Origin of the sequence: Pseudoalteromonas sp. MT33b, assembly GCF_014117385.1 — a bacterium.
In the GTDB taxonomy this organism is placed as follows: Bacteria; Pseudomonadota; Gammaproteobacteria; order Enterobacterales; family Alteromonadaceae; genus Pseudoalteromonas; species Pseudoalteromonas lipolytica.
Genome location: NZ_CP059832.1, coordinates 42,122 through 64,350 on the forward strand (window position 1 = coordinate 42,122; position 22,229 = coordinate 64,350).

General features: G+C 41.5%; 18 protein-coding genes. 11 read left to right on the top strand and 7 right to left on the bottom strand.

The features are described from left to right. The first annotated feature begins 139 nt into the window (after positions 1-139). The 10 genes from H3302_RS16300 (at position 140) to H3302_RS16345 (ending at position 14,309) form a co-directional block, all read left to right on the top strand. On the top strand, positions 140-919 hold the full coding sequence (locus tag H3302_RS16300; protein ID WP_036972774.1) for a DUF2189 domain-containing protein: 780 nt from the start codon (positions 140-142) through the stop codon (positions 917-919). 290 nt (positions 920-1,209) lie between these two features. Continuing rightward, positions 1,210-2,319 carry an arginase family protein gene (locus H3302_RS16305; protein WP_036972773.1) on the top strand — a complete coding sequence of 370 codons (1,110 nt, stop codon included), beginning with the start codon at positions 1,210-1,212 and terminating at the stop codon, positions 2,317-2,319. A gap of 126 nt (positions 2,320-2,445) precedes the next feature. Next, entirely contained in the window at positions 2,446-3,144 is a 699-nt protein-coding gene (locus H3302_RS16310; protein WP_065979141.1) for an ABC transporter substrate-binding protein, read from the top strand. A 124-nt stretch (positions 3,145-3,268) separates the two neighbouring features. After that, positions 3,269-4,561, top strand: a complete 1,293-nt coding sequence (locus H3302_RS16315) for a hemolysin family protein (RefSeq protein WP_036972771.1) — start codon at positions 3,269-3,271, stop codon at positions 4,559-4,561. A gap of 75 nt (positions 4,562-4,636) precedes the next feature. Beyond that, entirely contained in the window at positions 4,637-6,307 is a 1,671-nt protein-coding gene (locus tag H3302_RS16320) for a cyanophycinase (RefSeq protein ID WP_182396598.1), read from the top strand. A 265-nt stretch (positions 6,308-6,572) separates the two neighbouring features. Further along, positions 6,573-7,664: a 6-phosphofructokinase gene (locus tag H3302_RS16325; RefSeq protein ID WP_118845277.1), complete on the top strand. Its 1,092-nt coding sequence runs from the start codon at positions 6,573-6,575 to the stop codon at positions 7,662-7,664. Positions 7,665-7,851: 187 nt separating this feature from the next. Then, positions 7,852-9,015, top strand: a complete 1,164-nt coding sequence (locus tag H3302_RS16330) for an efflux RND transporter periplasmic adaptor subunit (RefSeq protein ID WP_036972769.1) — start codon at positions 7,852-7,854, stop codon at positions 9,013-9,015. 12 nt (positions 9,016-9,027) lie between these two features. Further along, entirely contained in the window at positions 9,028-12,159 is a 3,132-nt protein-coding gene (locus H3302_RS16335; RefSeq protein WP_036972767.1) for an efflux RND transporter permease subunit, read from the top strand. Next, positions 12,159-13,562 (top strand): efflux transporter outer membrane subunit, encoded by a 1,404-nt coding sequence (locus H3302_RS16340; protein ID WP_065979144.1) that lies wholly within the window; start codon positions 12,159-12,161, stop codon positions 13,560-13,562. Before H3302_RS16335 ends, H3302_RS16340 begins: the two co-directional genes overlap by 1 nt. A gap of 129 nt (positions 13,563-13,691) precedes the next feature. After that, on the top strand, positions 13,692-14,309 hold the full coding sequence (locus H3302_RS16345; RefSeq protein WP_065979145.1) for a TetR/AcrR family transcriptional regulator: 618 nt from the start codon (positions 13,692-13,694) through the stop codon (positions 14,307-14,309). Between the two features lie 25 nt (positions 14,310-14,334). Here the strand turns inward: H3302_RS16345 and H3302_RS16350 are convergent, their stop codons facing one another. The 6 genes from H3302_RS16350 to H3302_RS16375 form a co-directional block, all read right to left on the bottom strand. Then, entirely contained in the window at positions 14,335-15,432 is a 1,098-nt protein-coding gene (locus tag H3302_RS16350) for a HupE/UreJ family protein (RefSeq protein WP_065979146.1), read from the bottom strand. A gap of 13 nt (positions 15,433-15,445) precedes the next feature. Then, the gene (locus tag H3302_RS16355; protein WP_182396599.1) at positions 15,446-16,444 is read right to left on the bottom strand and encodes a lipopolysaccharide assembly protein LapB; all 999 of its coding nucleotides are present in this window, start codon (positions 16,442-16,444) and stop codon (positions 15,446-15,448) included. 43 nt (positions 16,445-16,487) lie between these two features. Continuing rightward, positions 16,488-17,006: an Ig-like domain-containing protein gene (locus tag H3302_RS16360; RefSeq protein WP_065979148.1), complete on the bottom strand. Its 519-nt coding sequence runs from the start codon at positions 17,004-17,006 to the stop codon at positions 16,488-16,490. A gap of 11 nt (positions 17,007-17,017) precedes the next feature. Then, positions 17,018-18,610, bottom strand: coding sequence for a DUF4331 domain-containing protein (locus H3302_RS16365; RefSeq protein WP_182396600.1), 1,593 nt, complete (start codon positions 18,608-18,610; stop codon positions 17,018-17,020). A gap of 124 nt (positions 18,611-18,734) precedes the next feature. Then, positions 18,735-19,424, bottom strand: a complete 690-nt coding sequence (locus tag H3302_RS16370) for an anti-sigma factor domain-containing protein (RefSeq protein ID WP_036972750.1) — start codon at positions 19,422-19,424, stop codon at positions 18,735-18,737. Then, positions 19,421-19,951 carry a sigma-70 family RNA polymerase sigma factor gene (locus tag H3302_RS16375; protein WP_036972749.1) on the bottom strand — a complete coding sequence of 177 codons (531 nt, stop codon included), beginning with the start codon at positions 19,949-19,951 and terminating at the stop codon, positions 19,421-19,423. The genes H3302_RS16370 and H3302_RS16375 overlap by 4 nt, the downstream gene beginning before the upstream one ends. Before the next feature lie 342 nt (positions 19,952-20,293). Here H3302_RS16375 and H3302_RS16380 point away from each other — a divergent pair, with 342 nt between their 5' ends. Beyond that, the gene (locus H3302_RS16380) at positions 20,294-21,913 is read left to right on the top strand and encodes a diacylglycerol kinase family protein (protein ID WP_036972747.1); all 1,620 of its coding nucleotides are present in this window, start codon (positions 20,294-20,296) and stop codon (positions 21,911-21,913) included. Here the strand turns inward: H3302_RS16380 and H3302_RS16385 are convergent, their stop codons facing one another. Continuing rightward, positions 21,914-22,180 carry a VF530 family DNA-binding protein gene (locus tag H3302_RS16385; protein WP_036972744.1) on the bottom strand — a complete coding sequence of 89 codons (267 nt, stop codon included), beginning with the start codon at positions 22,178-22,180 and terminating at the stop codon, positions 21,914-21,916. It lies immediately after the preceding gene. Between the last annotated feature and the right edge of the window lie 49 nt (positions 22,181-22,229).

Sequence of the window (22,229 nt, forward strand, 5' to 3'; positions counted from 1 at the left end):
AACCTTATTTTTATCTAAAGCGTAATACTTAAATCATCTGCTTGTAAAGTACAGGACAGATGTCCTATTTAAGGTGAAGGTTGCAAGAATCGAACAGATAACCTAAACCTAAAGATGTAATGATAAAAGAGGATATATTATGCCTGCGTCATCTTCTATGAGTAAACATCAACAATTTGCCCGCTGCTTAGAAAGTTCACACGTATCAGCCTCGGCGCCTTTTCACTGGTTGTCTTTGGCGTTTAAAGATATCGCTAATGCACCCATATTAAGTTTAGTTTATGGTTTAGTGTTCACCCTAATACCCGCTACGATTATGTACTTTGTGTATCAATTTGATACCCATCTTGTGATTTTACCGGCTGTTGTTGCCTTTGCATTAATTGGTCCTGCATTTGCGGCAGGCCTATATGATGTTGCTTGGGAGCTTGAAAAAGGGCATAAGCCAACTTTATTTCATAGTTTAAAATCAATGTTTAGAAACCCTGCCGGTGAATGGGGATTTGCTTTTTTACTCATGGTGATAATGATAGTGTGGATGCGATTAGCTGCACTTATCCATGCCTTGTATCCAAACGTTGTAAACCCTAGCTTTGAGCAATTATCGGCATTTTTAACCCTAGGCACGATTGTCGGTGGTATTTTACTTGTTACTGTGTTTGCCATTTCGGCCTTTACACCGCAAATTATGATGGAGCGTCGTGTGGACTTGATGACGGCGGTCATCTCGTCTATTAACGCCGTTAAAACAAACGCGGCAGCAATGATTGTGTGGGCTGGGTTAATACTGTGCTTGGTATTTGTCGGGTTTATCACTGGCACGGCCGGTTTTATTGTCATTATGCCTTTACTTAGCTATGCAAGCTGGCATGCGTATATTGCGGTGATCAAGACTAAGAAACCGCGAGGTTACGAATAATGAGTATTCACTCTGCATGAATATAAATCTAGTGCAGTAATCTCACCGATTGCTGCACTATTTGACTTTAACTTAACGCATGTTATACCTGCCTCATTAGATTGTTTATTTAATTCATAAGCAAATTCAACTTTTCTGTTTGAGAAAATAAATCTATTAAATTCAATGAGTTGTTTTTTCTAATTTTCATACGCTGTTTAATACTAGGCTTATCTAGTTTTGAACTTTGTGCTAAATGCATAAATTTTTGTTAGCGCATGATTATGCAGATAATTATCAGCGGAGTAGATATGAGTAACACACAAAAAGCATTCCACGAAAAATTAAGTCACTGCCTTTGTCCACCAGGAGACGGTGTTTTTACGGTTAATACAGCTAAAGAGCGTAAAGATGCCCTTCGTACCAAGCTTTATGGCCAAACAGAAAATGTTGATGTGCTGTGGAAAGAATCACTCGAGACATTAGCAGACTCTGAGCATAAAGCCGTTATTTTAGGGATTAGTTCAGATTGTGGCGGTGGTATTTTACGTGGGGCCAATTGGGGACCACTATTTTTACGTTCGACATTAATTGATCAACAGCCTCAAGCACGTGCTTTTGATTTAGGTGATGTGCGTGTTATTCCACATTTATTGCATGATAAATATTTGAACGATGCAACGATTAGTAACTGTCAAAAAGCGTTGTATGCTGACGAAAATAGTGAATATCATGTTTCACCACTTTCTATTACAGAAGATGTATGTGATGGCTTTTATGCACACTACCCAGAAAAAGGGATTTTTGGAATAGGGGGCGACCATTCAATTAGTTACCCGTTAACCAAAGCGTATTTAAAAGCAAAACGCGATGCAGGTAAACGCACTGCTATTATTCATTTTGATGCGCACACCGACCTATTAGTTGAACGACTAGGGATTGATTTGTGTTTTGGCTCGTGGTGCACACATATTCTTGAGTATTTACCCGCTCCGCGTAATTTGATCCAATTTGGTATTCGTTCAAGTGGCAAACCAAAAGCGCATTGGGAATCAACATTCGGTGTGAAACAGCATTGGGCGCATGAAATAATCGAACGCGGCGCAAAAGCGGTTGCAGATGAGGTTATTGCACAACTTAAAGCAGACAATATTGATGAGCTATACGTGAGCTTCGATATAGACGCGCTTGATGAAAGTTTCGCTTCGGCTACCGGTACGCCAGAAGCGGGGGGATTAACTCCTCAGCATGCACTGGATATTTTGGTGGCGTTAGCCGATGAGTTTCCGATCACAGGGGCTGACATGATGGAAATTGCCCCCTTTACGGACAGTTCGTTGATTGGTCAAACAAGTTCAGAAACAACGTTGAGAGAGGGTGCAAAAATCTCAGCATTTTTAATCGGTGCAATGAATAAATAATACGTTAATAATGCAAGGGCCTGTGTATTAGGCCCTTGTTCTGGTCACAATTGTTAATTCTATTTCAATAATGGCTACATCACGCTATATTGATAGTTAATAATCATATTGTGGTGTTGTTGCTGTATGCGCAATTTACTAATTTTGTCTTTGTTGCTTTTAATATTTCCTTGTTTTGCAGCAATTACAGTAGTGACTGAAAACTTACCAAATTTTCACTATCAAAATGAAAAAGGCGAACTTGTTGGTACTGTCGTTGATAAAGTAAAGGCAGCATTAACGCGCAGCGGCGTTAACTACACACTATCGGTTAATCCTTGGTCTGTTTCATACAATGCAGCACTGCGTGACAGTAACACCTGTATCTTCTCTATGGCGAGGCTTCCAGTCAGAGAAACGCATTTTAAATGGATTTCCAAGCTGTCTAACTTTACCGTCTCGTTTTATAGCTTCAAGCCTGAGCATATCAATATTGCAAATCTGGGTGATGCGAAACGATACCGTATTGCCGTTTTAAAAGACAATTACAGTCATATTTATTTAGCAGAACATGGTTTTAATGAAAAAAACCAACTCATCTTATTAAATAGTTTTGACAACATATACGATATATTAAAAAGCCGTCGTAATAGTATCGATTTAGTGGTGCTCAGCGATGAACAATTTAACTTCGCGCTCCAGCAAGACCCCACACTCTCGTCATTAAAACCTGTTTATGAAATCCCAGTGGGAAGCCAAGAATTGTATTTTGCATGCAATAAAAATATCAACAATTCAACCTTGGAAAAATTAACCAACGCCTTTGCATTTGACGATAAAAAATAGCACTTGTTGATTGCATTAAAGTCGCTATAATCAGCTGCTTTTTGACCATTCTTGCAAAAGTGTAACGTCTAAAAAGTACTGTGTATTCAAAAGATTGAATGCGATTCTATATTTAGGAGCTGCAATGAGTGATTTACTCATTATTATGTTATTAATTTTGATTAGTGCGTTATTTGCGATGAGTGAGATAGCCATCGCTGCATCACGCAAGATCAAATTGCGCGTTATGGTTGATGAAGGTAGTAAAAAAGCGCAGGCGGTTTTAACACTGCAAGAGCAACCAGGTGCTTTTTTTGCGATGATTCAAATTGCGCTGAACGCTATAGCGATTTTAGGCGGGATAGTGGGTGAGCAAGCCTTATCACCTTACATTGAACAAATTTTGGTCATGGTCTACCAAGGGCCGTTGCTTAGTCAGATAAGCTTTTTAATCTCGTTTTTTTGTATTACGTCGCTCTTTATCTTATTTGCAGACTTGCTACCCAAACGTTTGGCGATGATCATGCCGGAAGTGGTCGCAGTGAATGTTGTTTCAATCATGCGCTGGGTAACTTTTGCGCTAACACCGTTTGTGATGTTTTTTAATGGCACCACTAATTTTATTCTGCGTGCTTTTAAAGTGCCGGCAGAACGAGAAGACATTGTAACCACAGAAGACATTGTTGCCATGATGGATGCAGGTGCTGAATACGGAAGTTTACAGCAGCAAGAGTATGAGATTATTGGTAATGTATTTGACTTAGAAGCTCGCTTTTTATCGAGTGTGATGACACCGCGAGATCAAATTGTGTTTTTCGATGTGAAAGCCGCTGCGGATGATGTCGCTACAAAAATTATTGAACACCCACACAATCACTTTTTAGTGTGCGATGGCAGTTTAGATAAATTAATTGGTTCGGTCGAATCAAAAGATATTTTGCGTAAGGTACTCAAAGGCCAAAATGCTGACATAGATGAGGAACTGATCAATAAGGATATCTTTTATTTACCTGAAACCCTCAGTTTGTCAGAAGCGTTAAATACTTTTAAAACCGCCGCTGAGCCGTTTGCTGTTGTTGTTAATGAATACGCATTAATGGTTGGCATCGTCACGGTAAAAGATCTTATGAAAGGCTTTATGGGAGACTTAATATCTCACCAAGGTGAGGAGCTTATCATCAAGCGTGATGCAAATTCGTGGCTGGTGGACGGACTTACGCCAGTGGTTGAGCTGGCAAAAGTACTTGAGCTTGAAGATTTTCCTGATCAATCTCATTTTGAAACTGTTGCGGGTTTTTTAATTTACACAATGAAACGTTTGCCTAAGCGCGCTGAGTTTATTCATTATGGCGGCTATAAATTTGAAGTTGTGGATGTTGAAGGGGTGAAAGTAGAGCAGTTACTTGTTTCTCGATTATCATCCAGTGAAGGCGCATAAGCGCCTTTTCCTTTCATTTAAAGTGGCATTAATTGTCTGTATACTGAGGCAGTTTATTATAATTTAAGACTTCCTATGTGCCTTTTTAAAATTGTTTATAGTGCCTTTCGTGCTGCACTGCTTGTTTTTTTCTTACTATTATCTTTTTTTAGTTTTGCAGTAAAACCTACTAACCAAACTCTTGTTATGGTCGGGGGCGAGCTGGCTATGTGTTCAAGTGCAAATAGTCAACACTGTATAAGTGAAGAGGCAATTTCAGGTAAGCAATCAAGGTTGTTCAAAATTACCCGTGAAGCAATCAAAACCGTTAATCAATCGTGGCCGACTAATAATAAAGCGAATAAAAAAGCGGTTAATACCCTATTAAATACACTTGTAGACACTCATTCTAAATCAATGCGTAAAACGCAGTTACTGTGGGCATGGCGTGATACCAATAATGAGCTATTAAGTGTTTTACATGTCAGCGAATTCAACTATGTGTTAGATATGCTAGAGATTGCCGTCGTCGATCAGCAGCAAAATAGAATAAAAGAACGTGTGTTTCCTGCCTATAATGTGGAGTCTTCAAGCACTGATATCCTTGACTTTGTTGCTGCGAGTATAAAAGTAAACAGCCAAACCCCGAAGGTTTTGGTGATCACTGCATCTAGCCGCGATCCTTATGCGAGTGCTGATTATTATGAGTCATTACTTAATCATAAAGGTATTCAAGCAGAGTGGTTACCTTTAACGCCCGCGTCAGCGTATGCCCTTGTTAATGATAAGTGTAATGAACTCAATACATTGCGCCAAACCGAAATGCACTTATTTAATCGAGAAAAGGTGTATAGAGATAGAACCGACACCGAACTGGCCTTTTGCCAGCAAGGTATTAATGCATTACATAAGCAGTTAAACACGGCCACCGCGGTGATATTTAACGACGGTGACCAAGCACTTGCTCAGCAGGTATTATTTACTCGTTCTGGCGAGCCTTATCCGTGGTTTACAAAACTTCAATCACGCCCTGTTATCATGGGGGTGGGCAGTGGCAGTATCTTACAAAACGGTGGAGTTTCTGCACAAGGGAAAAAATCGGTGATGGTTTTGCAAGGTGACAGTCTGTCTGCTCTTAGGCAAGGTGGCACGAACTATGACTGCATTGGTTGTGAAATGAAAGAAGCGAGTGACGTTTTAGTTTATTCAACTAAAAGTGGCCTTGCGACATTTGACTATGGCACTGTTGATAGCCATTTTAGTGAACGTAACAGAACCATGCGCCTTGCTAGGCTCCTTGCCGACACAGGACAAAAATATGGCTTTGGGATTGACGAAACAACGGCCTTAGTGTCGATTCGCTCAGCAGACACAGCCTTAATGACCGTCATAGGTAAAAATGGCGTTGTTCATATTGAGTCAGCGGGGAAGCTGAGCGGCAAACTCAGTTATTGGCCGGCAGGCGCAGTTATTGATGTCACTGACAAGAGCTTTAGTTTTGCTAAACGCAGTGTTGATAATGCCTTGCCAAGTATGACAATTCCTCCGTTACCACTGCAACGATTTGGCGGTATTTTTAGTGAAGCCAAACTCCGTTCATTACTGCAAGCCATGTGTTTAACACAAGAACAACAGGCGGTTGCTCAACAAGATGAGTTTTTACTTAACTTAGATGCTACAGAGCAAACTCATTACTATCGAATTAACAAAAGTCGCTCTGGTTGCGGCGTCGAAAACCTTTCATTTAAAGTTAAAACGTTTAATTAATTACTAAAATGCACAGAAGCTTAGCCTATTTTCATGTTTAGAAAATGGGCTAAGGTCTTACTTTATAATTACAAAATTCAACATAATCAGTATGTTATTTTTTCTTACGTTTAACTAAGTCACACAGCTATCTAGCACATTTATTTAATTCTTCTACACATCGTTTTAAACACATTAAAAGACATTCTCATTGATGTAAGTCATACGCGTAATGATTAAATTTAAGCTAACCTGTAATGAAAAGAGCTGAGTGGTTGATAATGCGATGAAAAAATTACTTTTATTAACGAGCGGGGGAGATTGTCCAGGACTCAATGGGGTGATCCGTGCCATTGTAAAAGCGGCTGCACATGATGGAAATTGGCAAGTCTATGGCAGTCGACGCGCTTACTGTGGTGTGTTAGAGACACCGCACGATATTATTCATCTTTCTGATGACGTTGTTGCTGGCATACATGTTCGTGGCGGTACTATTTTAGAGACGGTTAATAAAGGCAACCCTATCGCATTCCCGACAGACATAGAGGGTAAGCGTGTGTTGGTCGACCGATCCAATGAATTAATCAACGTAATTAGCGAACTAGGCTTTGATGCGGTTATTAATATTGGCGGTGATGGGTCCCACAGAGTGTCTCAGCATTTATATGAACGCGGGTTAAACATAATTGGTGTACCAAAAACCATTGATAATGATTTGTTTGGCACTGATTACACCATCGGTTTTCAAACTGCGGTAGACACCGCAACCGAAGCTATCGATCGGTTAATCCCGACAGCTCAAAGTCATAATCGCGTTATTATTACAGAAGTCATGGGGCGAGATGCAGGCTGGATTTGCTTACATTCGGCAATCGCAGCAGGCGCAGAAGTTGCGCTTCTTCCCGAAATTCCTTATTGCATAGATACGATTATTAACAAGCTACAGACTCGTTTCGATAACGGACATGGCTTCGCTAATGTCGTAATTTCTGAGGGTGCAAAACCAATTGAAGGTGAAGTTGTGAGTCACCAGTCTACTGAATTTGGCTACGAAAACCCTGTATTAGGAGGCATTGCAGAGCAATTGGCAACGCGTATTAAAGCGCAACTCCCGTTAGATGTTCGTGTGACTGTTTTGGGTCATATTCAACGAGGTGGTACCCCTAATTCATTTGATAGGGTGCTTGGTGCAGAATATGGAGTATTGGCTTTTGAGCTTGTTAAACAAGGTAAATTTGGTTTAATACCGGTTCATAAAAATGGTGAAATTAAACCAATCAGTTTAAAAGAAGCAACATCACAATATCGGGCTATTCCGCTTGAGCATGTACTTATTAAAACAGCCAGAAGTATGGGCATATGCTTAGGTGATACCTAGGAAAATGGCGTGTTCATAAGCCGTGACTTATTTCACTAAATGCTGATTCTAAAATTGTTGTTTTAGCTTTGTTCAAAATTCATCCTACAAAGCAAGGGTTTTATTTAATGTAAATTAATTTAAAGAGGGTTGATCTGTGTCAATTTTAGTTTAGAATGATCGTTCATTCTAAACTAAGGGTATAAACATGCACCGCTCTCGCATTCCATTTTTTGCAGTGTCAGCACTGGCTGCCGCTGTGCTTTTATCAGGCTGTGGCCAATCAGAACCAGCTCAAGGGCAGATGCAGGCAGCTCAGGCTGTTCCTGTGGGTGTTATTGAGATGCAAAGTAAACCGCTTACGCTAACAAAAGAGTTACCGGGTCGCGTGTCTGCATCACGTATCGCAGAAATCCGTCCACAGGTGAATGGTATTATTCAATCACGCTTATTTGTTGAAGGGGCGGAGGTTGAAAAAGGTCAGGCACTTTATCAAATTGACCCCTCTACATTTGAAGCCCAAGTTGCAACCAGTAAAGCGGCTATTACTAAAGCTGAGGCGAGTATTTCAAACGCAAAAGCGAAGTCTGAACGTTATAAAGAGCTACTCAGTATTAAAGCCGTTAGTCAACAAGACTTTGATGAAGCCGATGCTGCTTACAAAGGAGCAAAAGCCGACTTACTAACAGCACAAGCACAATTAAAAACGGCTCAAATTAATTTAAATTACAGCAAAGTTTTAGCGCCTATCAGTGGTCAAATTGGTAAATCAAATGTCACCGCAGGTGCGCTTGTCAGTGCAAACCAAGCAACTGCTTTAGCGACGATTACGCAACTTGATCCGATTTTTGTTGATTTAACACAATCAAGCAGTGAACTTACTCGTCTTAAAAAAGCGATTGCTGCAGGTGAGCTTGATAAAGATGCCGCACTGCACTCTAACGTTGAGCTAAAAATGGAAGACGGAAGTACCTATCAACACAAAGGGGTGCTTAAATTTTCTGAAGTAACCGTTGACCCAAGCACAGGGTCAGTGACCTTGCGTGCAGAATTTCCTAACCCAGAAAAGCTTTTACTCCCAGGTATGTATGTTCGCGCGGTTGTTGTTGAAGGCGTTAAAAGCGATGCAATCTTAGCACCGCAACGAGGTGTTAGCCGCAATACAAAAGGTGAGCCGACAGCGATGGTGGTGAGTAAAGATAACACTGTAGAAGCTCGCGTGCTTAAAACAGACCGCACGGTCGGTTCAAACTGGTTAGTGACTGAGGGACTAAATAACGGCGATAAGCTCATTGTGGAAGGCTTACAAAAAATTCGCCCAGGTGCACCAGTCAATCCAATGCCTGCTGAAACAACAGCAAACAGCCAGTAACGGAGAATCTACATGTCACGATTTTTTATTGATCGGCCTATTTTTGCATGGGTACTTGCCATCGTTGTGATGCTGGCAGGTATTCTTGCAATAAAAAGTTTGCCGGTTGCGCAGTATCCATCAATAGCGCCACCTGCCATTAGCATTCAAGCCAATTACCCAGGTGCGTCTGCCCGTACATTAGAAGATACGGTTACCCAGGTTATAGAACAAAAGATGAAAGGGCTTGATGGCTTGTTATATATGTCATCAACATCGGAGTCTAATGGTTCAGCAACACTTACATTGACTTTTAGCGCTGATACAGACCCTGATATCGCTCAAGTACAAGTACAAAACAAACTGTCACTTGCAACGCCACTGTTACCTGAAGAAGTTCAGCGCCAAGGTGTGTCTGTTGCGAAATCAGCACGTAACTTCTTAATGGTTGTCGGTTTTGTTTCTGAAGACGGCAGTATGAATAATATCGACATTGGTGATTATGTTTCATCAAATGTGCTCGACATTATCTCGCGTGTTAATGGCGTGGGTGAGGTTCAGTTATTTGGTTCTCAATATGCAATGCGCATTTGGCTTGACCCATCAAAACTACAAAAATATGCATTAACACCGGCAGATATCAGTGCAGCCATTAGTGCTCAAAACGCACAAGTATCTGCGGGTCAGCTTGGGGCATTACCTGCAGTTGATGGCCAGCAATTAAATGCGACCGTAACGGCACAAAGCCGCCTTCAAACGCCAGAGCAATTTAGAGATATATTCGTTAAAACGAATCCTGATGGTTCAGTTGTGCGCCTAAGCGATGTAGCAAAGGTTGAATTAGGCGGTGAAAACTATGGTGTGGTTGCGCGTTTTAACGGTAAACCAGCATCGGGTTTAGGGGTAAAGCTAGCCAGTGGTGCAAACGCACTTGATACTGCTGATGGTGTTAAAGCGGCACTTGCTGAGCTTGAACCCTTCTTTCCTGAGGGGTTAACGACTGTTGTACCGTATGACACAACGCCTTTTGTCTCTTTATCAATCGAAAAAGTGGTTAGTACGCTAATTGAAGCCGTGGTTTTGGTGTTCTTAGTTATGTATTTATTCTTACAGAACTTTAGAGCGACACTTATTCCAACAATTGCTGTACCGGTTGTATTACTGGGTACCTTTGCGATATTACAAGTATTTGGTTATTCAATTAATACCTTAACCATGTTCGCGATGGTGTTAGCGATAGGCTTACTTGTTGATGATGCTATCGTTGTCGTTGAAAACGTGGAACGTGTAATGACAGAAGAAAACCTGTCACCGCTTGAAGCAACACGTAAATCAATGGATGAAATTAAAGGGGCCTTGGTGGGGATTGCCATGGTGCTTTCTGCGGTATTCGTTCCTATGGCTTTCTTTGCAGGATCGACGGGCGTTATTTATCGTCAATTCTCAATTACGCTTGTAACAGCAATGAGCTTGTCGGTATTAGTGGCACTTATTCTTACACCAGCACTGTGTGCAACAATGCTAAAGCCAAGCCATGTACACAATGATAAATCACTATTTGGTCGTTTCTTTTTAGGCTTCAACCGAGGTTTCGATAAAACCAATGCGGGTGCGCAAGGGTTTGTTGCACGCATGATTAAGCACAGTAAACGTTACTTACTTTGCTATGGTTTGATTGTAGGCGGCATGGTGTATATTTTCTCGCAATTACCGTCTGCTTTCTTACCAGATGAAGACCAAGGTATATTGTTTAACCAAGTAAGCTTGCCAGCAGGCTCAACCACGGAACAAACGTTAAAAGTGGTTGAAAAAATGGAGCATCACTTCTTGGAAGATCAATCTGAAGCAGTGAAATCTATCTTTACAGTCACAGGTTTTAGCTTTGCGGGATCTGGTCAAAATGCAGCGATTGGCTTTGTTGGTTTAAAACACTGGGATGAACGTCAACGTCCTGATTTATCAGTGGGCGCTGTTGCGGGTAAAGCGATGGGATACTTCTCAACAATTAAAGAAGCGTTTGTGTTCGCGTTTCCACCTCCTGCAGTTGTAGAACTTGGTACTGCAAACGGCTTTACCTTATTTTTACAAGACCGCGTAGGGCTTGGTCATGATAAATTACTTGAAGCACGCAATATGTTTTTAGGCATGGCGGCTAAAAACCCGGTGCTTTCAGGTGTTCGCCCTAATGGCCAAGAAGATAAACCAGAACTTGAACTGGATATTGATTTAGCTAAAGCAGAAGCGCTTGGCTTAACACAAACTGACATTAACAACACGTTATCAACGGCGTGGGGTAGTCGCTATGTAAATGACTTTATTGACCGTGGTCGTGTGAAAAAAGTGTATTTGCAAGGGACTCCAGAATCACGCATGGTGCCCGAAGACCTCGATAAATGGTATGTGCGCAATGCAAACGGCGATATGGTGCCATTCACTGCATTTGCCCATTCATATTGGACTTATGGCTCACCACGCTTAGAGCGCTATAACGGCTTCTCGGCGATGGAAATTCAAGGTGCTGCTGCGCCAGGTTACAGTACAGGGCAGGCAATGGTTGAGGTTGAAAAAATAGTGAAACAGCTTCCGCCAGGTGTGGCATTTGAGTGGACCGGTATATCGTATGAAGAGCGTTTAAGTGGGGGTCAGGCACCGTTACTTTATGCATTGTCATTGCTGGTTGTATTTTTATGTCTTGCGGCATTATATGAAAGTTGGTCTGTGCCGGCTGCGGTGATGCTAATTGTTCCACTGGGTGTCTTTGGTGCGGGTGTGGCGTCATTTGTGTTTAATTTATCGAACGACATTTACTTGCAAGTTGGCTTATTAACAACCATAGGTTTAGCCTCTAAGAATGCGATTTTAATTGTTGAATTTGCGATTCATAAAATGGACGAAGGTATGAAGCTTGTTGATGCTGCAATTGCTGCTATTCGCTTACGTTTACGCCCAATCTTTATGACGTCAATGGCGTTCGTATGCGGTGTTTTACCGCTTGCGATAGCATCAAGTGCAGGCTCGGGAGCTCAAAATGCACTCGGTATTGCAGTGATTGGGGGCACGCTTGCTTCATCAACAATCGTGGTGTTATTCGTTCCGTTATTCTTTGTGTTAGTTCGTCGCGTATTTCCCGGCAAACAAAAAGTGAATAGTGAGGAGCAAGCATAATGAAACTTAAACTGGTCTCTATTTCAGTCGCGACCTTAGTGCTTTCGGCCTGTAATATGGCCCCTGACCTTGAACAGCGTGAATTACCTGTTGCACCACACTATGCAGATGAAACCAATGCGGGAAATATTAATGACCTGCATTGGCAAGCATTCTTTAGTAATGCGCAATTACAACAGTTAATTGAATTAACGCTCGAACATAACAAAGACATAAAAACGGCTGCACTTAATGTGCAGCAGGTGAGAGCGATGTATCAAATTGAGGATTCAAATCTGTATCCAAGTATCGATTTGAATGCATCGGGTACACGTCAACGTTTACCCGGGAGCCTAACGGGCACCGGTGAGGCAGCTATCAGTGAAAACTATTCTGCTACCGTGGGGTTAACCGCGTATGAGCTCGATCTTTGGGGAAAGGTTCGTAATCAATCTGAACAAGCTTTGCAAAATCTTTATTCTGCTGAGTATAGTTTATCCAGTGTTCGTATCAGCTTAATTTCTGAGCTGGTTAATGCATGGCTAAATTACGCAACGGATAAAGCACTGTTAGAGCTTGCTAATGACACATTAAAGTCGCAGCAAGAGTCACTTGCGCTTACGCGTAAAACATTTGCGCTTGGTGCAGCATCACAACTTACGTTATCGCAGCTAGAAAGTACGGTTGCGAGAGCGAAAGTAGATATAGCGAATTACCAGCGTTTACTTAAGCGTGATAAAAATGCGTTAGATTTTTTGGTCGGCCAATCAGTCAATGTCGATTTATTGCCTAAGCAAAGTATCGATACTGTACTTAGTATGCCTGAGGTGCCGGTTGGTTTACCGTCGGAGTTGTTAACGCAACGTCCTGACATTAAAGCTGCTGAACATGATTTACGTGCTGCAAATGCGAATATTGGTGTTGCTAAAGCGGCTTTTTACCCAAGTATTAGCTTAACAGCCAATGCGGGGACGGCATCAGCAGATTTAAACAATTTATTTGATGCAGGCTCGGGCACGTGGAGCTTTGTGCCTTCTATTAATTTGCCTATCTTTAATATGGGTCGTAACCAAGCAAATTTAGAGGTGGCTGAAACGCAGCAAAAAGTGGCCTTAACGCGTTATGAGCAAACAATTCAACAGGCATTTAAAGAAGTGTCTGACGCATTAGCAGACCGTCAAGGTTATAAGCAACAATTAGCAGCGCTAAATGACCTTTACCAAAGCAATGAGCTGTCTTTTACCTTATCGGATGCACGCTTTCAAAAAGGGGCTGATAGCTATTTGCAGGTACTCGATGCGCAGCGCAATTGGTACAGTGCGGGCCAGCAGTTAATTATGGGTAAGCAAGCGTATCTTGCAAGCCAAATTAATTTGTATAAGGCCCTTGGCGGTGGTTGGAATGCACAAGGTGCTGTTCAATAAGCCAGCAATTGCATTGTTTATTCAAGGATTTACACGATCTTAGTTGTTTTGCTTTAGCGCTATGATTAAGATCATGTAAACCTTGTTTAAATTATAGTTAACTATACGGGCGAATAGTGTGGAGAAAACATGACGCAAAAAACCAAAAGACACAGCGATCCTGCGCTCGCAGAAGCTAGACGTAATCAAGTTCTTTGTGCTGCGGCAGATTGTTTTCGTCGCAAAGGTTATCATGGCGCTGGTATGGCTGAAATATCGAAAACAGCCGGTATGAGTGCAGGCCATATTTATAACTATTTTGCCAGTAAAGAAGCCATCATTGAGTCTATTGTCGAACGTGACATGGAAGAAATGTTCTCAATCTTTAGAGAGTTTGCAGACAAGCCAGGAGACCGTGTTTCGGTGTTATTGGATGGCCTTAATAGAGGAGTAGAGCGACACACAGATTTAAATCAAGGCGCCCTTGATTTAGAAATGCTCGCTGAAGCTGCACGCAACGAGAAAATTGCCAACCTTTTAAGAGAATCTGATGCTCATGCGCGTGATTCAATGCGCGAATTATTAATTGGTGAACGAGGTCCTTTACAAGGCACTGCACTGGATGAAATAAACGCACGCATCGAAGTCATGTTTTCAGTGATGGGCGGGTTGTTATTACGCAAAATGCTTAACCCTTCATTAGATACCGAGCAGTTAATAAAAGCATTAAGGCCTACCATGCAGACCTTATTATTGCCTTTCGAATAAAGGCATTTAGCCTTTATTCTGGTTTTTAAAAACGCTCAATTGACCACTGTAAGGCAATAACAGCAATGGTTAGTGAGCCCGCGGGCATCAGCCATTTACGATACCAATCACGATTCCTTAGACTGATTAATACTGGTAAACAGATAGCAAGTATCACAAGCTGACCTACTTCAACGCCTAAATTGAATGCCAGTATGCTCATTAATTGATAATCGCTTGATAAACCCAGTTCCCCTAAGACACTGGCAAAGCCCATTCCATGTAATAAACCAAATGCAAAAGTCACCCAGCCTAATCGAACGATTAATGGCCATATATTGTTTAACGCTGCAAAGAGAACAGAGAGCGCAATACCTAATTCAACCCAACGACTATTGGGTGACACTAATTCAAGGGCCGTGGCTGTCAAAGTAATGGAATGAGCAAGCGTAAAGGCGGTGACTATCCAAGCTGTGCCGACGGCAATTTTTTTCTTTGATTGGATCCCTTGCCACGTATTTTTGTCTCTCACAAGTACGCAGGTTAAAAGCAACGCCACTAAAAATAAAATATGATCAACACCCATCCAAATATGCAAAATACCTTGATACACATATTCAACAAATGTTTGACCATAACTTGTTTGAGAGAAATTAAGCGTTTGTTGCTGATTATTCCGACTAAACACTCGACTTGTGTTATTGATTGCTGCGATGGCTTTGTGATTAGCATCAATCTGCATTATTGCATTGTAGCTGAGCGTCAGTGCTGATTGTTCAGGACAGTAAATTTGTAGCGGTACATCGATATACGCTTGGTTAAAGTGGTTATCAAGTTTAAGTGACCCCTCAGCGCTTACCGTACAGGTAGCACCTGCTTGCTGAGCCGTAATATGATTAAGTAAGTACGACGCTATTGCAGCCTGTTTTGCGCTAATTTCCTGCCAAATAATCACGTTATCTTGGTTTAAATCAAATGGAATAGCTTGCTCTATGTCTGCAACTGCAACTTGCCACGAGCCTGATAAAGACACGGTGTCGTTGCTGTCGTTTTGTAAGTTAATGTACGCTGTACTTAGTTGGTGAGCAGACACATTAAAACTAGTAACAACGATTAAGAATGCAATTAAAATTATGTTTTTCATCGTGGTTATGTTCCTAATCGATATCGTTTGCTAATTTGAGTAACTGCTTATCGCTGTCCATTTTCGCGTGTTTCCAGTTAATATTTGCCCAATAGCGTGCTTTAGACTGATTTTCTTCAATTGTTAAATAGTACCAAGTAAGATCGCTGGCATGAAATAGATCTTGGCGTAATTCTCTTAAAATAATGCGCTCTTTTAATTTGAGTCGCCATTTATTCGATTGATTATCGACCTTATTTTTTTCTGCCTGTGCAAGACGCAGCAAAATGGCATCTTCAAGGTTGGCGCTATCGTCTAATAATGCACTCAGAGTCGATAATACGGTATCTAGATTATTCATTGCCAAGTGTGCATCAGCCCATAACACCACCAAACTCACTGGTGAGTTTTTTAAATTCACAGTCGCAAGATAATCAATTGTTTGCTCAGGCTTATTTAATCTAAAAGCCATCTCGGCAAGTACATGGCGGGTATTTAAACTCATCGTCTCTTTGCGAGCGATCTTTTTTAATGCCTGAAAACTTTCTTCAAGCTTACCCGTTTGACTTTGTGCATCTAAACTACATGTGGTCACAGTTTCAATACTTGCATGGCCAATTAAGTTTAAGCACTCAGACTTTGCGTCGTCGAACTTACCTTGCACCATTAATATCTTTGCTGTTAATAATGCGGCATTCACATGATGAGGACTTAGCTCTTTTACTCTGGCTAAAAAGGCTAAAGCCTCGTCAAATTGATGCTCGCGTTGTAGTACACGCGCGTAATAATAAAGAATTTCGGGATCGTCGCTTGTATTGACTTGCTGTTCTAAGTAGCGTTTTAGGAGCCCTTGCTTACTTTCTGTTTGGCCCGCGTATTGTGTTTGTTCAAATAACGTTGCAAGCTCTTGAAGTGTCAGGGTAGCAGCAAGAGGGGTGCTTGATGTGGCAATAACGTCGTTATCGTTTGGAATGTAAGGTTCTGCGTGAGCGAATGTGTTTACAAAAATAAACGACCAGATTAAATATTTCATTGTTGCTCCTTATAAAAGCCATCCATGGCCAAATTTCTAAACCTTAGTTTCCAGTAACTAAATCATCGAAGTTTGCTTCAGCACCGGTGTTTAAGAACACACGACCATTGAGGCGTAATGGTTCGTCAGAAGCAGCTTGATTAAATGCAGCACGGCCAATAGCAGCAAAATCAACCTGTAATGCTTCAATGGTAATACTGACAGTGGCAGTTACTTGGCTGTTTACACCGTCACTGACAGCAAATTCGAAGCTATCAGCGCCGGTGGTCTCTGCATTAGGGGTATAGGTATAGCTGCCATCACTTTGCACAACCACACTGCCTAATGTGGGCTCTGATACAAGACTGTAAGTAAGAGCATCACCTTCAGGGTCAGAGCCCTCTAGCATGTCTTCGATAACAACCTCTGTTTGCGTTGTTACCATTGCATCAGTTGCACTGGGTGCCTTGTTAACTGGAACAGGCTTCATATCATCTTTGTCATCATTATCACTGTCATTACAGCCTGCAAGAACACCAGCCATAATCATCAGTGTGATTGTAGAGCGTTTTAAATTACGCATCGTAGCTCTCCTTATTTAGAACCAGCAATTGGAGTCGCAAGGTATGGGAAGCTCGCATCCATCATGGTTGCATCTAAAGGGGCACCATCTGTGAACGGTACATTACCTACACTCGCATCGTCTGATGTACATAAGCCTAAGTCGGTGTCAGTGCCATTTACTGGGATTGGGTAACACAAGCGGCCCATTACGACACGCAGTGCAATATCAACCACGTCATCACCTGGACGGCGACCATTAGGGAAACCTGCAAGGTCATCGCCCGCAACACCAAATGCTGATTGTTCAGTTTGCGGTGTTGCCGCAATCGCTGTATTTAGACGCAGCATTTCAGACGGTGTGACTGTGGCTAGTTGGTTTACACCTGGGAAGCCAGTTAAAAATGCAGTGACTAAATCATTACGAGGGAAATTAGTCGGCGCGAGTGTTTCAATATTTGTGCCTAAGGTGCTGTTCACGGCATCTTTAAATAAGATGTTAAGCAGCTCAGGCAGTGATGGATGCGTTACATAATCAGCAAATTGACCATCGTCAGCAGGTGCTGAGGTAGAGAAGGTGTCTTTGTCTTTTAAGCCAATAACAAGTTCATTAACCAGTGGGCTACCCAAACGTGATACTTGAGTTAATGCACCACCGTTAACCGCTGTTTTAGCAAATGACGCATTTGGATTTAAAATACGCGCTTGCGGAAGACTTGCTGTTGTCCAGCTACCAATCGTGCCATTACCTTCACCTGTCACACAGGCTTTAGGTACTTCAACAGCAATGGCTGTCACATTTTTCATTGCTAGGTCGTCATTATCAGCTGATTGTGTGATGCCACCAGGAAAACCACCGCCATCACCAGCACCCGGAGCACTATCACCTTCGACAGGGACATAATTTACAAGGTCAAAAGTTTTACCTAGGTTAACAACAAATGGGTCTTTACGTTGACCTACAAACACTTTACCCATACCGTCGCAGCCTGGGATTGCCACGCTGTAAATGTACTGGTCAGCGTATTCTTTGTAAGCACTCATTGAAGAGAATGTTTTGTTACCAATGTAATCAAGCGGTTTGTAAAATTCATTACTGCTATTCATTGAATTTGTTAGCATTGTTTTAGAGCCAGTACGTTGTGGGCCTTTTACAATGCTCACTGTATATGACTCGCTAAAGTTAACCGCTGCATTATTACCGGCCGCTACACCGCCGACATTCTTTAATGGCACTGCAATCGTGCGTTGATTGCCTTCTGGGCCGACTGTTAAAGCAACACCCATGTTGTCATTAGGTAACATGCTTTTGAAATTAAAAGCAAAGGTCATATCTTCGACAGCATCGCCGTCATTATCGATATGAATGCTGTAGGTTGCATCTGGGTCCATCGCAAAATAATTTGGACCGCCGTAAGCATCTTGAAGTGGAATATAGTTTGCGATGAACGTGACATAATCGCCACGGCCTTCTTCGTAACTATTAAACGCGTAAAAGTCTGTTGAGTCTAATGTTGGGAAGCGTGTGATGTTCGGTGCTTCTCGGTGACTAGATGCCTCTGTAGGCAAGCTGAACAGGGTACTACATACTACAATAGCAATTAGAGATGGAGTTACGTTCTTCATGACTTTTTCCTTAGTTTTAAAATTAAGTCATAGTGAAATACGGGCGAAGAATTTAATTGGATGCAATAATTTGAAAATTTTTTAACAAAAATGCAAAAAGCCGTGCAATGCACAGCTTTTAGATTTAAAGAATAACCAATTCGGTGGTGTATAAAACCTCGGTTGGGGAGCCATTAGGCGATCCTCCCAAGGGTTCTAAGCTAACAGCCAGGAGTGCAATGTCATTCGCATTAAATTGGGCATTTTTAGGTAGCTCAATTCGGCCTGACTTGGGCAGTAGACCTAAGGATATGGGCGCTTCTTGCCCTTTTAAAATCATCCATAACTCATAATCTTTGTCTGTGCGTGGTATAAGTGCTGTCGATGCTTTAATTGCAAGGCTGTCGTCTTGGACATCAATAAACCAAAGTGCAGATTCGGCTTGATTCTTAAAAAGTGCAATTTGTTGCGCTTGCGATGTAACCGACTCATGAGGCTGCCAAATAATAAGCGCAAGGACAATACTCGCAGCGGTGGCAATAAGCGACCATGCTTGTAGTATCGTTGAGCGTGGCTTTTTGGTTTTTAATTGCAAAGGCACAACGTTGGGGTCGATACGACTGGCAATTTTTTCCCATACGGCTTCATCGGGTGGCACAGACTCAATTGAACTTGCTAAGTTATTGAGATGTTGCTCCCACATCCATGTTGCTTCTCTTGCACGGGTAGAGGTTAACATTAAACGAGCAAAACGGTCGCGAGCGGGGCCTCTTAATGTCCCAAGAACATACTCGGCTGCTAACATATCAATAAGTGTTTGGTTTTCATAATTCATAACGTTAGGCACCTTTGTAGTTGTTGTAACCCACGTCTGATCCAGCTTTTAACTGTGCCAAGAGGGGATGCAATGTGATCAACAAGCTCGTGATGAGTCAACCCTTTATAATAAGCCAAGTGAATTACTTGTCTTTGCTGTGGATCAAGTTGTTCGATACAGTCGACCAACTTTGAATCATCTTCGTAAGCAACTTGAATAGACGTTAAATCTTCTTGTTCTTGCTCATCAGTTAAGCTCTGTTCTTTACGCACTTTGTGGTGGCGTAATAAATCGAGGCAACGGTATCTGACTATGCTTATCATCCATGACATAACAGCCCCTTTTGATACTTGATAGTCACTGGCATTGTGCCAAATTTTTACAAAGGCATCTTGCAATACTTCTTCAGCCTGAGCCCGATTACCCAGCATTTTTAAGCTAATGGCAAATAACTTAGCGCTAGTTGATTTGTACAAACTTGCAAAGGCATTTTTGTCACCTTTCGCTGTTGCACTCAGTAACGCTAATAGTTGATCGTTGTCCATAAAGTTCCTGTTTTTCTTGTTGTATAGAAGTAACGGTTTACTCACCGGTTTAGATGCACGAAACATTATTTTTAGAAAAAAGGATGTGAAATCAATGTTAACCCACCTCTTTTCTATTAATTAGGTTAGCAGGGATGTGCTTATTGGCAAATTTATAGGTTTCAAGTTATTCATAATGTGTAAGTTATTCATATGTTATTGAAAAAATGTCCTAAACTTATTTATATATAAATAGTAAATCTGCTAAGTTATTGATTTAAGGTATATCAAAAGGCGTGGTGTACTTTAAACTCTGGAGTGAAACTTGCTATGTATAAATAATTACAATAACAAGGAGTGATTATGTGGGCAGCATCAACCTATTTAGTTTTAGCCGTAGCGTTTATTATTGCTGCGTTGCGTGTAGATACGGTGTACTTTGCGCTATTTTTTTATTGGACAGCGCTTTCATTATTATTAGTGAGCGCGGCTTATTTTTTTGATATCGCGCGAATATTCCGTAAACGTGAAAATGGCATTATTCCCATGTATATACGGTGGGCGTTTATTCCATTTTTACTTGGCGCACAACTTTATAACGCGTGGTCTAGAAAACACGATAAAGTGCCGCCACTTCAACAAATAAACGAGCATTTGTTTTTGGCTTGTCGATTATTTCCATCTGACATAGACAGTATGAAAGAAATGGGGATCACAGCCGTTTTAGATGTAACCTGTGAGTTTGATGGCTTAGAATGGTCGTCTACTCAAGAAAATATCCGTTATCTAAATATTCCAGTACTTGATCACAGCGTGCCAACCCGCGCACAATTAAATCAAGCCATTAATTGGATACATCATCAGATTAAAGAAGACAGACGCGTTGTAGTGCATTGTGCATTAGGACGCGGTCGTTCTGTATTTGTTATGGCTGCTTATTTATTGAGTCAAAACAAAGATGCAGATGTGCACACGATACTTGAGCAAATTAAAGAAACACGTGAGACTGCAAATCTTAATAAACGTCAATTACGTCATTTAATAAGACGTCATAAAGCCGGTGATTTATTAATTAAAAATAAAGCTGTACTTATTGCTAACCCTGTATCGGGCACGAAATTATGGGAATCTAAAAATAAACAAATTACCGCCCGATTATCACAGTACTACGATTTAACAGTACACACGACAACGGCCGAAATTAGTGGCATTGATTTAGCAAAAGAGGCCATTAAATCACAGCCCGATGTAATCATTGCATGTGGGGGAGATGGCACTGTGACAGAGGTTGCAAGTGTGTTGGTTGATACCCCCTGTAAATTAGGGATCATTCCATTAGGTACAGCAAATGCGTTAGCGCATGTTTTAATGGGCATTCGGTCAAAAATAATTCCTGTCGAACAAGCCTGTGAGCTCATTATTGAAGGGCAGGCGAGTCGTATTGATACTGCACTGTGTAATGGCGAACGTATGCTATTGCTTGTAGGGATAGGTTTTGAGCAAAAGATGATAGAAAAAGCGCATCGTGATGCAAAAAATGAATCGGGGCAATTGGCCTATTTACAAGGTTTTTGGCACGCGCTCGGCGAGCATGAAGCTCAAGATTACACCGTAAAACTTGATAACAATGAACCGCAGTCAATTCATACCACAAGCCTGATTATCGCCAACGCAGCACCGTTCACCACCCTGCTAGCGCAATCAGCAGGGCAGCCTGATCATAAAGATGGGTTACTAGATGTTAATTGGCTTACCCCAAGTGCAGACTCGAAAGCCAGTACCTTGAGTATTGCTGAGTTGGTTTTTTCAAGCATTACTCAGACAAGTTTTGCAATTAACAGCCATCACACAAATGCTAAGCGTGTCTGTGTTACGGCAGAAAATGAATTAAGCTATGTAATTGATGGCGAGGTGAAAACAGCTGAGGAAATCGTTGTAGAAATATCACCGAAATCGCTTTCGGTGATAATGGCAGAAGAATAATTATTTTTTAATGCTTTTCCACTGGAAAGTTGCCATATCGTCCTCTTGGGTATTGAAAAACGTATCGACATAAAGTTGCTCTACTTTTTCACGTGCCCAAGGCGTTTTACGTAAAAATTTTAAACTTGATTTTACACTGGGATCATTTTGAAAGCAGCGAACATCGACATGCGCAGCGAGGCCTTCCCAGCCAAATTTTTCTTGTAGCTTAGTGACGATATCGGCAAGTTTTACGCCATGCAAAGGATTATTAGGTTGATTATCCATACTAAATCTTAGGTTACTTATTACCGCGCAATAGTAACCTATCTCGTCA

Coding starts and splice junctions, on each gene's coding strand:
- H3302_RS16385 (WP_036972744.1), bottom strand. CDS start 22,180: ATGGATAATCAACCTAATAATCCTTTGCATGGCGTAAAACTTGCCGAT.
- H3302_RS16300 (WP_036972774.1), top strand. CDS start 140: ATGCCTGCGTCATCTTCTATGAGTAAACATCAACAATTTGCCCGCTGC.
- H3302_RS16370 (WP_036972750.1), bottom strand. CDS start 19,424: ATGAATTATGAAAACCAAACACTTATTGATATGTTAGCAGCCGAGTAT.
- H3302_RS16350 (WP_065979146.1), bottom strand. CDS start 15,432: ATGAAAAACATAATTTTAATTGCATTCTTAATCGTTGTTACTAGTTTT.
- H3302_RS16355 (WP_182396599.1), bottom strand. CDS start 16,444: ATGAAATATTTAATCTGGTCGTTTATTTTTGTAAACACATTCGCTCAC.
- H3302_RS16360 (WP_065979148.1), bottom strand. CDS start 17,006: ATGCGTAATTTAAAACGCTCTACAATCACACTGATGATTATGGCTGGT.
- H3302_RS16320 (WP_182396598.1), top strand. CDS start 4,637: ATGTGCCTTTTTAAAATTGTTTATAGTGCCTTTCGTGCTGCACTGCTT.
- H3302_RS16305 (WP_036972773.1), top strand. CDS start 1,210: ATGAGTAACACACAAAAAGCATTCCACGAAAAATTAAGTCACTGCCTT.
- H3302_RS16315 (WP_036972771.1), top strand. CDS start 3,269: ATGAGTGATTTACTCATTATTATGTTATTAATTTTGATTAGTGCGTTA.
- H3302_RS16335 (WP_036972767.1), top strand. CDS start 9,028: ATGTCACGATTTTTTATTGATCGGCCTATTTTTGCATGGGTACTTGCC.
- H3302_RS16340 (WP_065979144.1), top strand. CDS start 12,159: ATGAAACTTAAACTGGTCTCTATTTCAGTCGCGACCTTAGTGCTTTCG.
- H3302_RS16365 (WP_182396600.1), bottom strand. CDS start 18,610: ATGAAGAACGTAACTCCATCTCTAATTGCTATTGTAGTATGTAGTACC.
- H3302_RS16325 (WP_118845277.1), top strand. CDS start 6,573: ATGAAAAAATTACTTTTATTAACGAGCGGGGGAGATTGTCCAGGACTC.
- H3302_RS16310 (WP_065979141.1), top strand. CDS start 2,446: ATGCGCAATTTACTAATTTTGTCTTTGTTGCTTTTAATATTTCCTTGT.
- H3302_RS16330 (WP_036972769.1), top strand. CDS start 7,852: ATGCACCGCTCTCGCATTCCATTTTTTGCAGTGTCAGCACTGGCTGCC.
- H3302_RS16380 (WP_036972747.1), top strand. CDS start 20,294: ATGTGGGCAGCATCAACCTATTTAGTTTTAGCCGTAGCGTTTATTATT.
- H3302_RS16375 (WP_036972749.1), bottom strand. CDS start 19,951: ATGGACAACGATCAACTATTAGCGTTACTGAGTGCAACAGCGAAAGGT.
- H3302_RS16345 (WP_065979145.1), top strand. CDS start 13,692: ATGACGCAAAAAACCAAAAGACACAGCGATCCTGCGCTCGCAGAAGCT.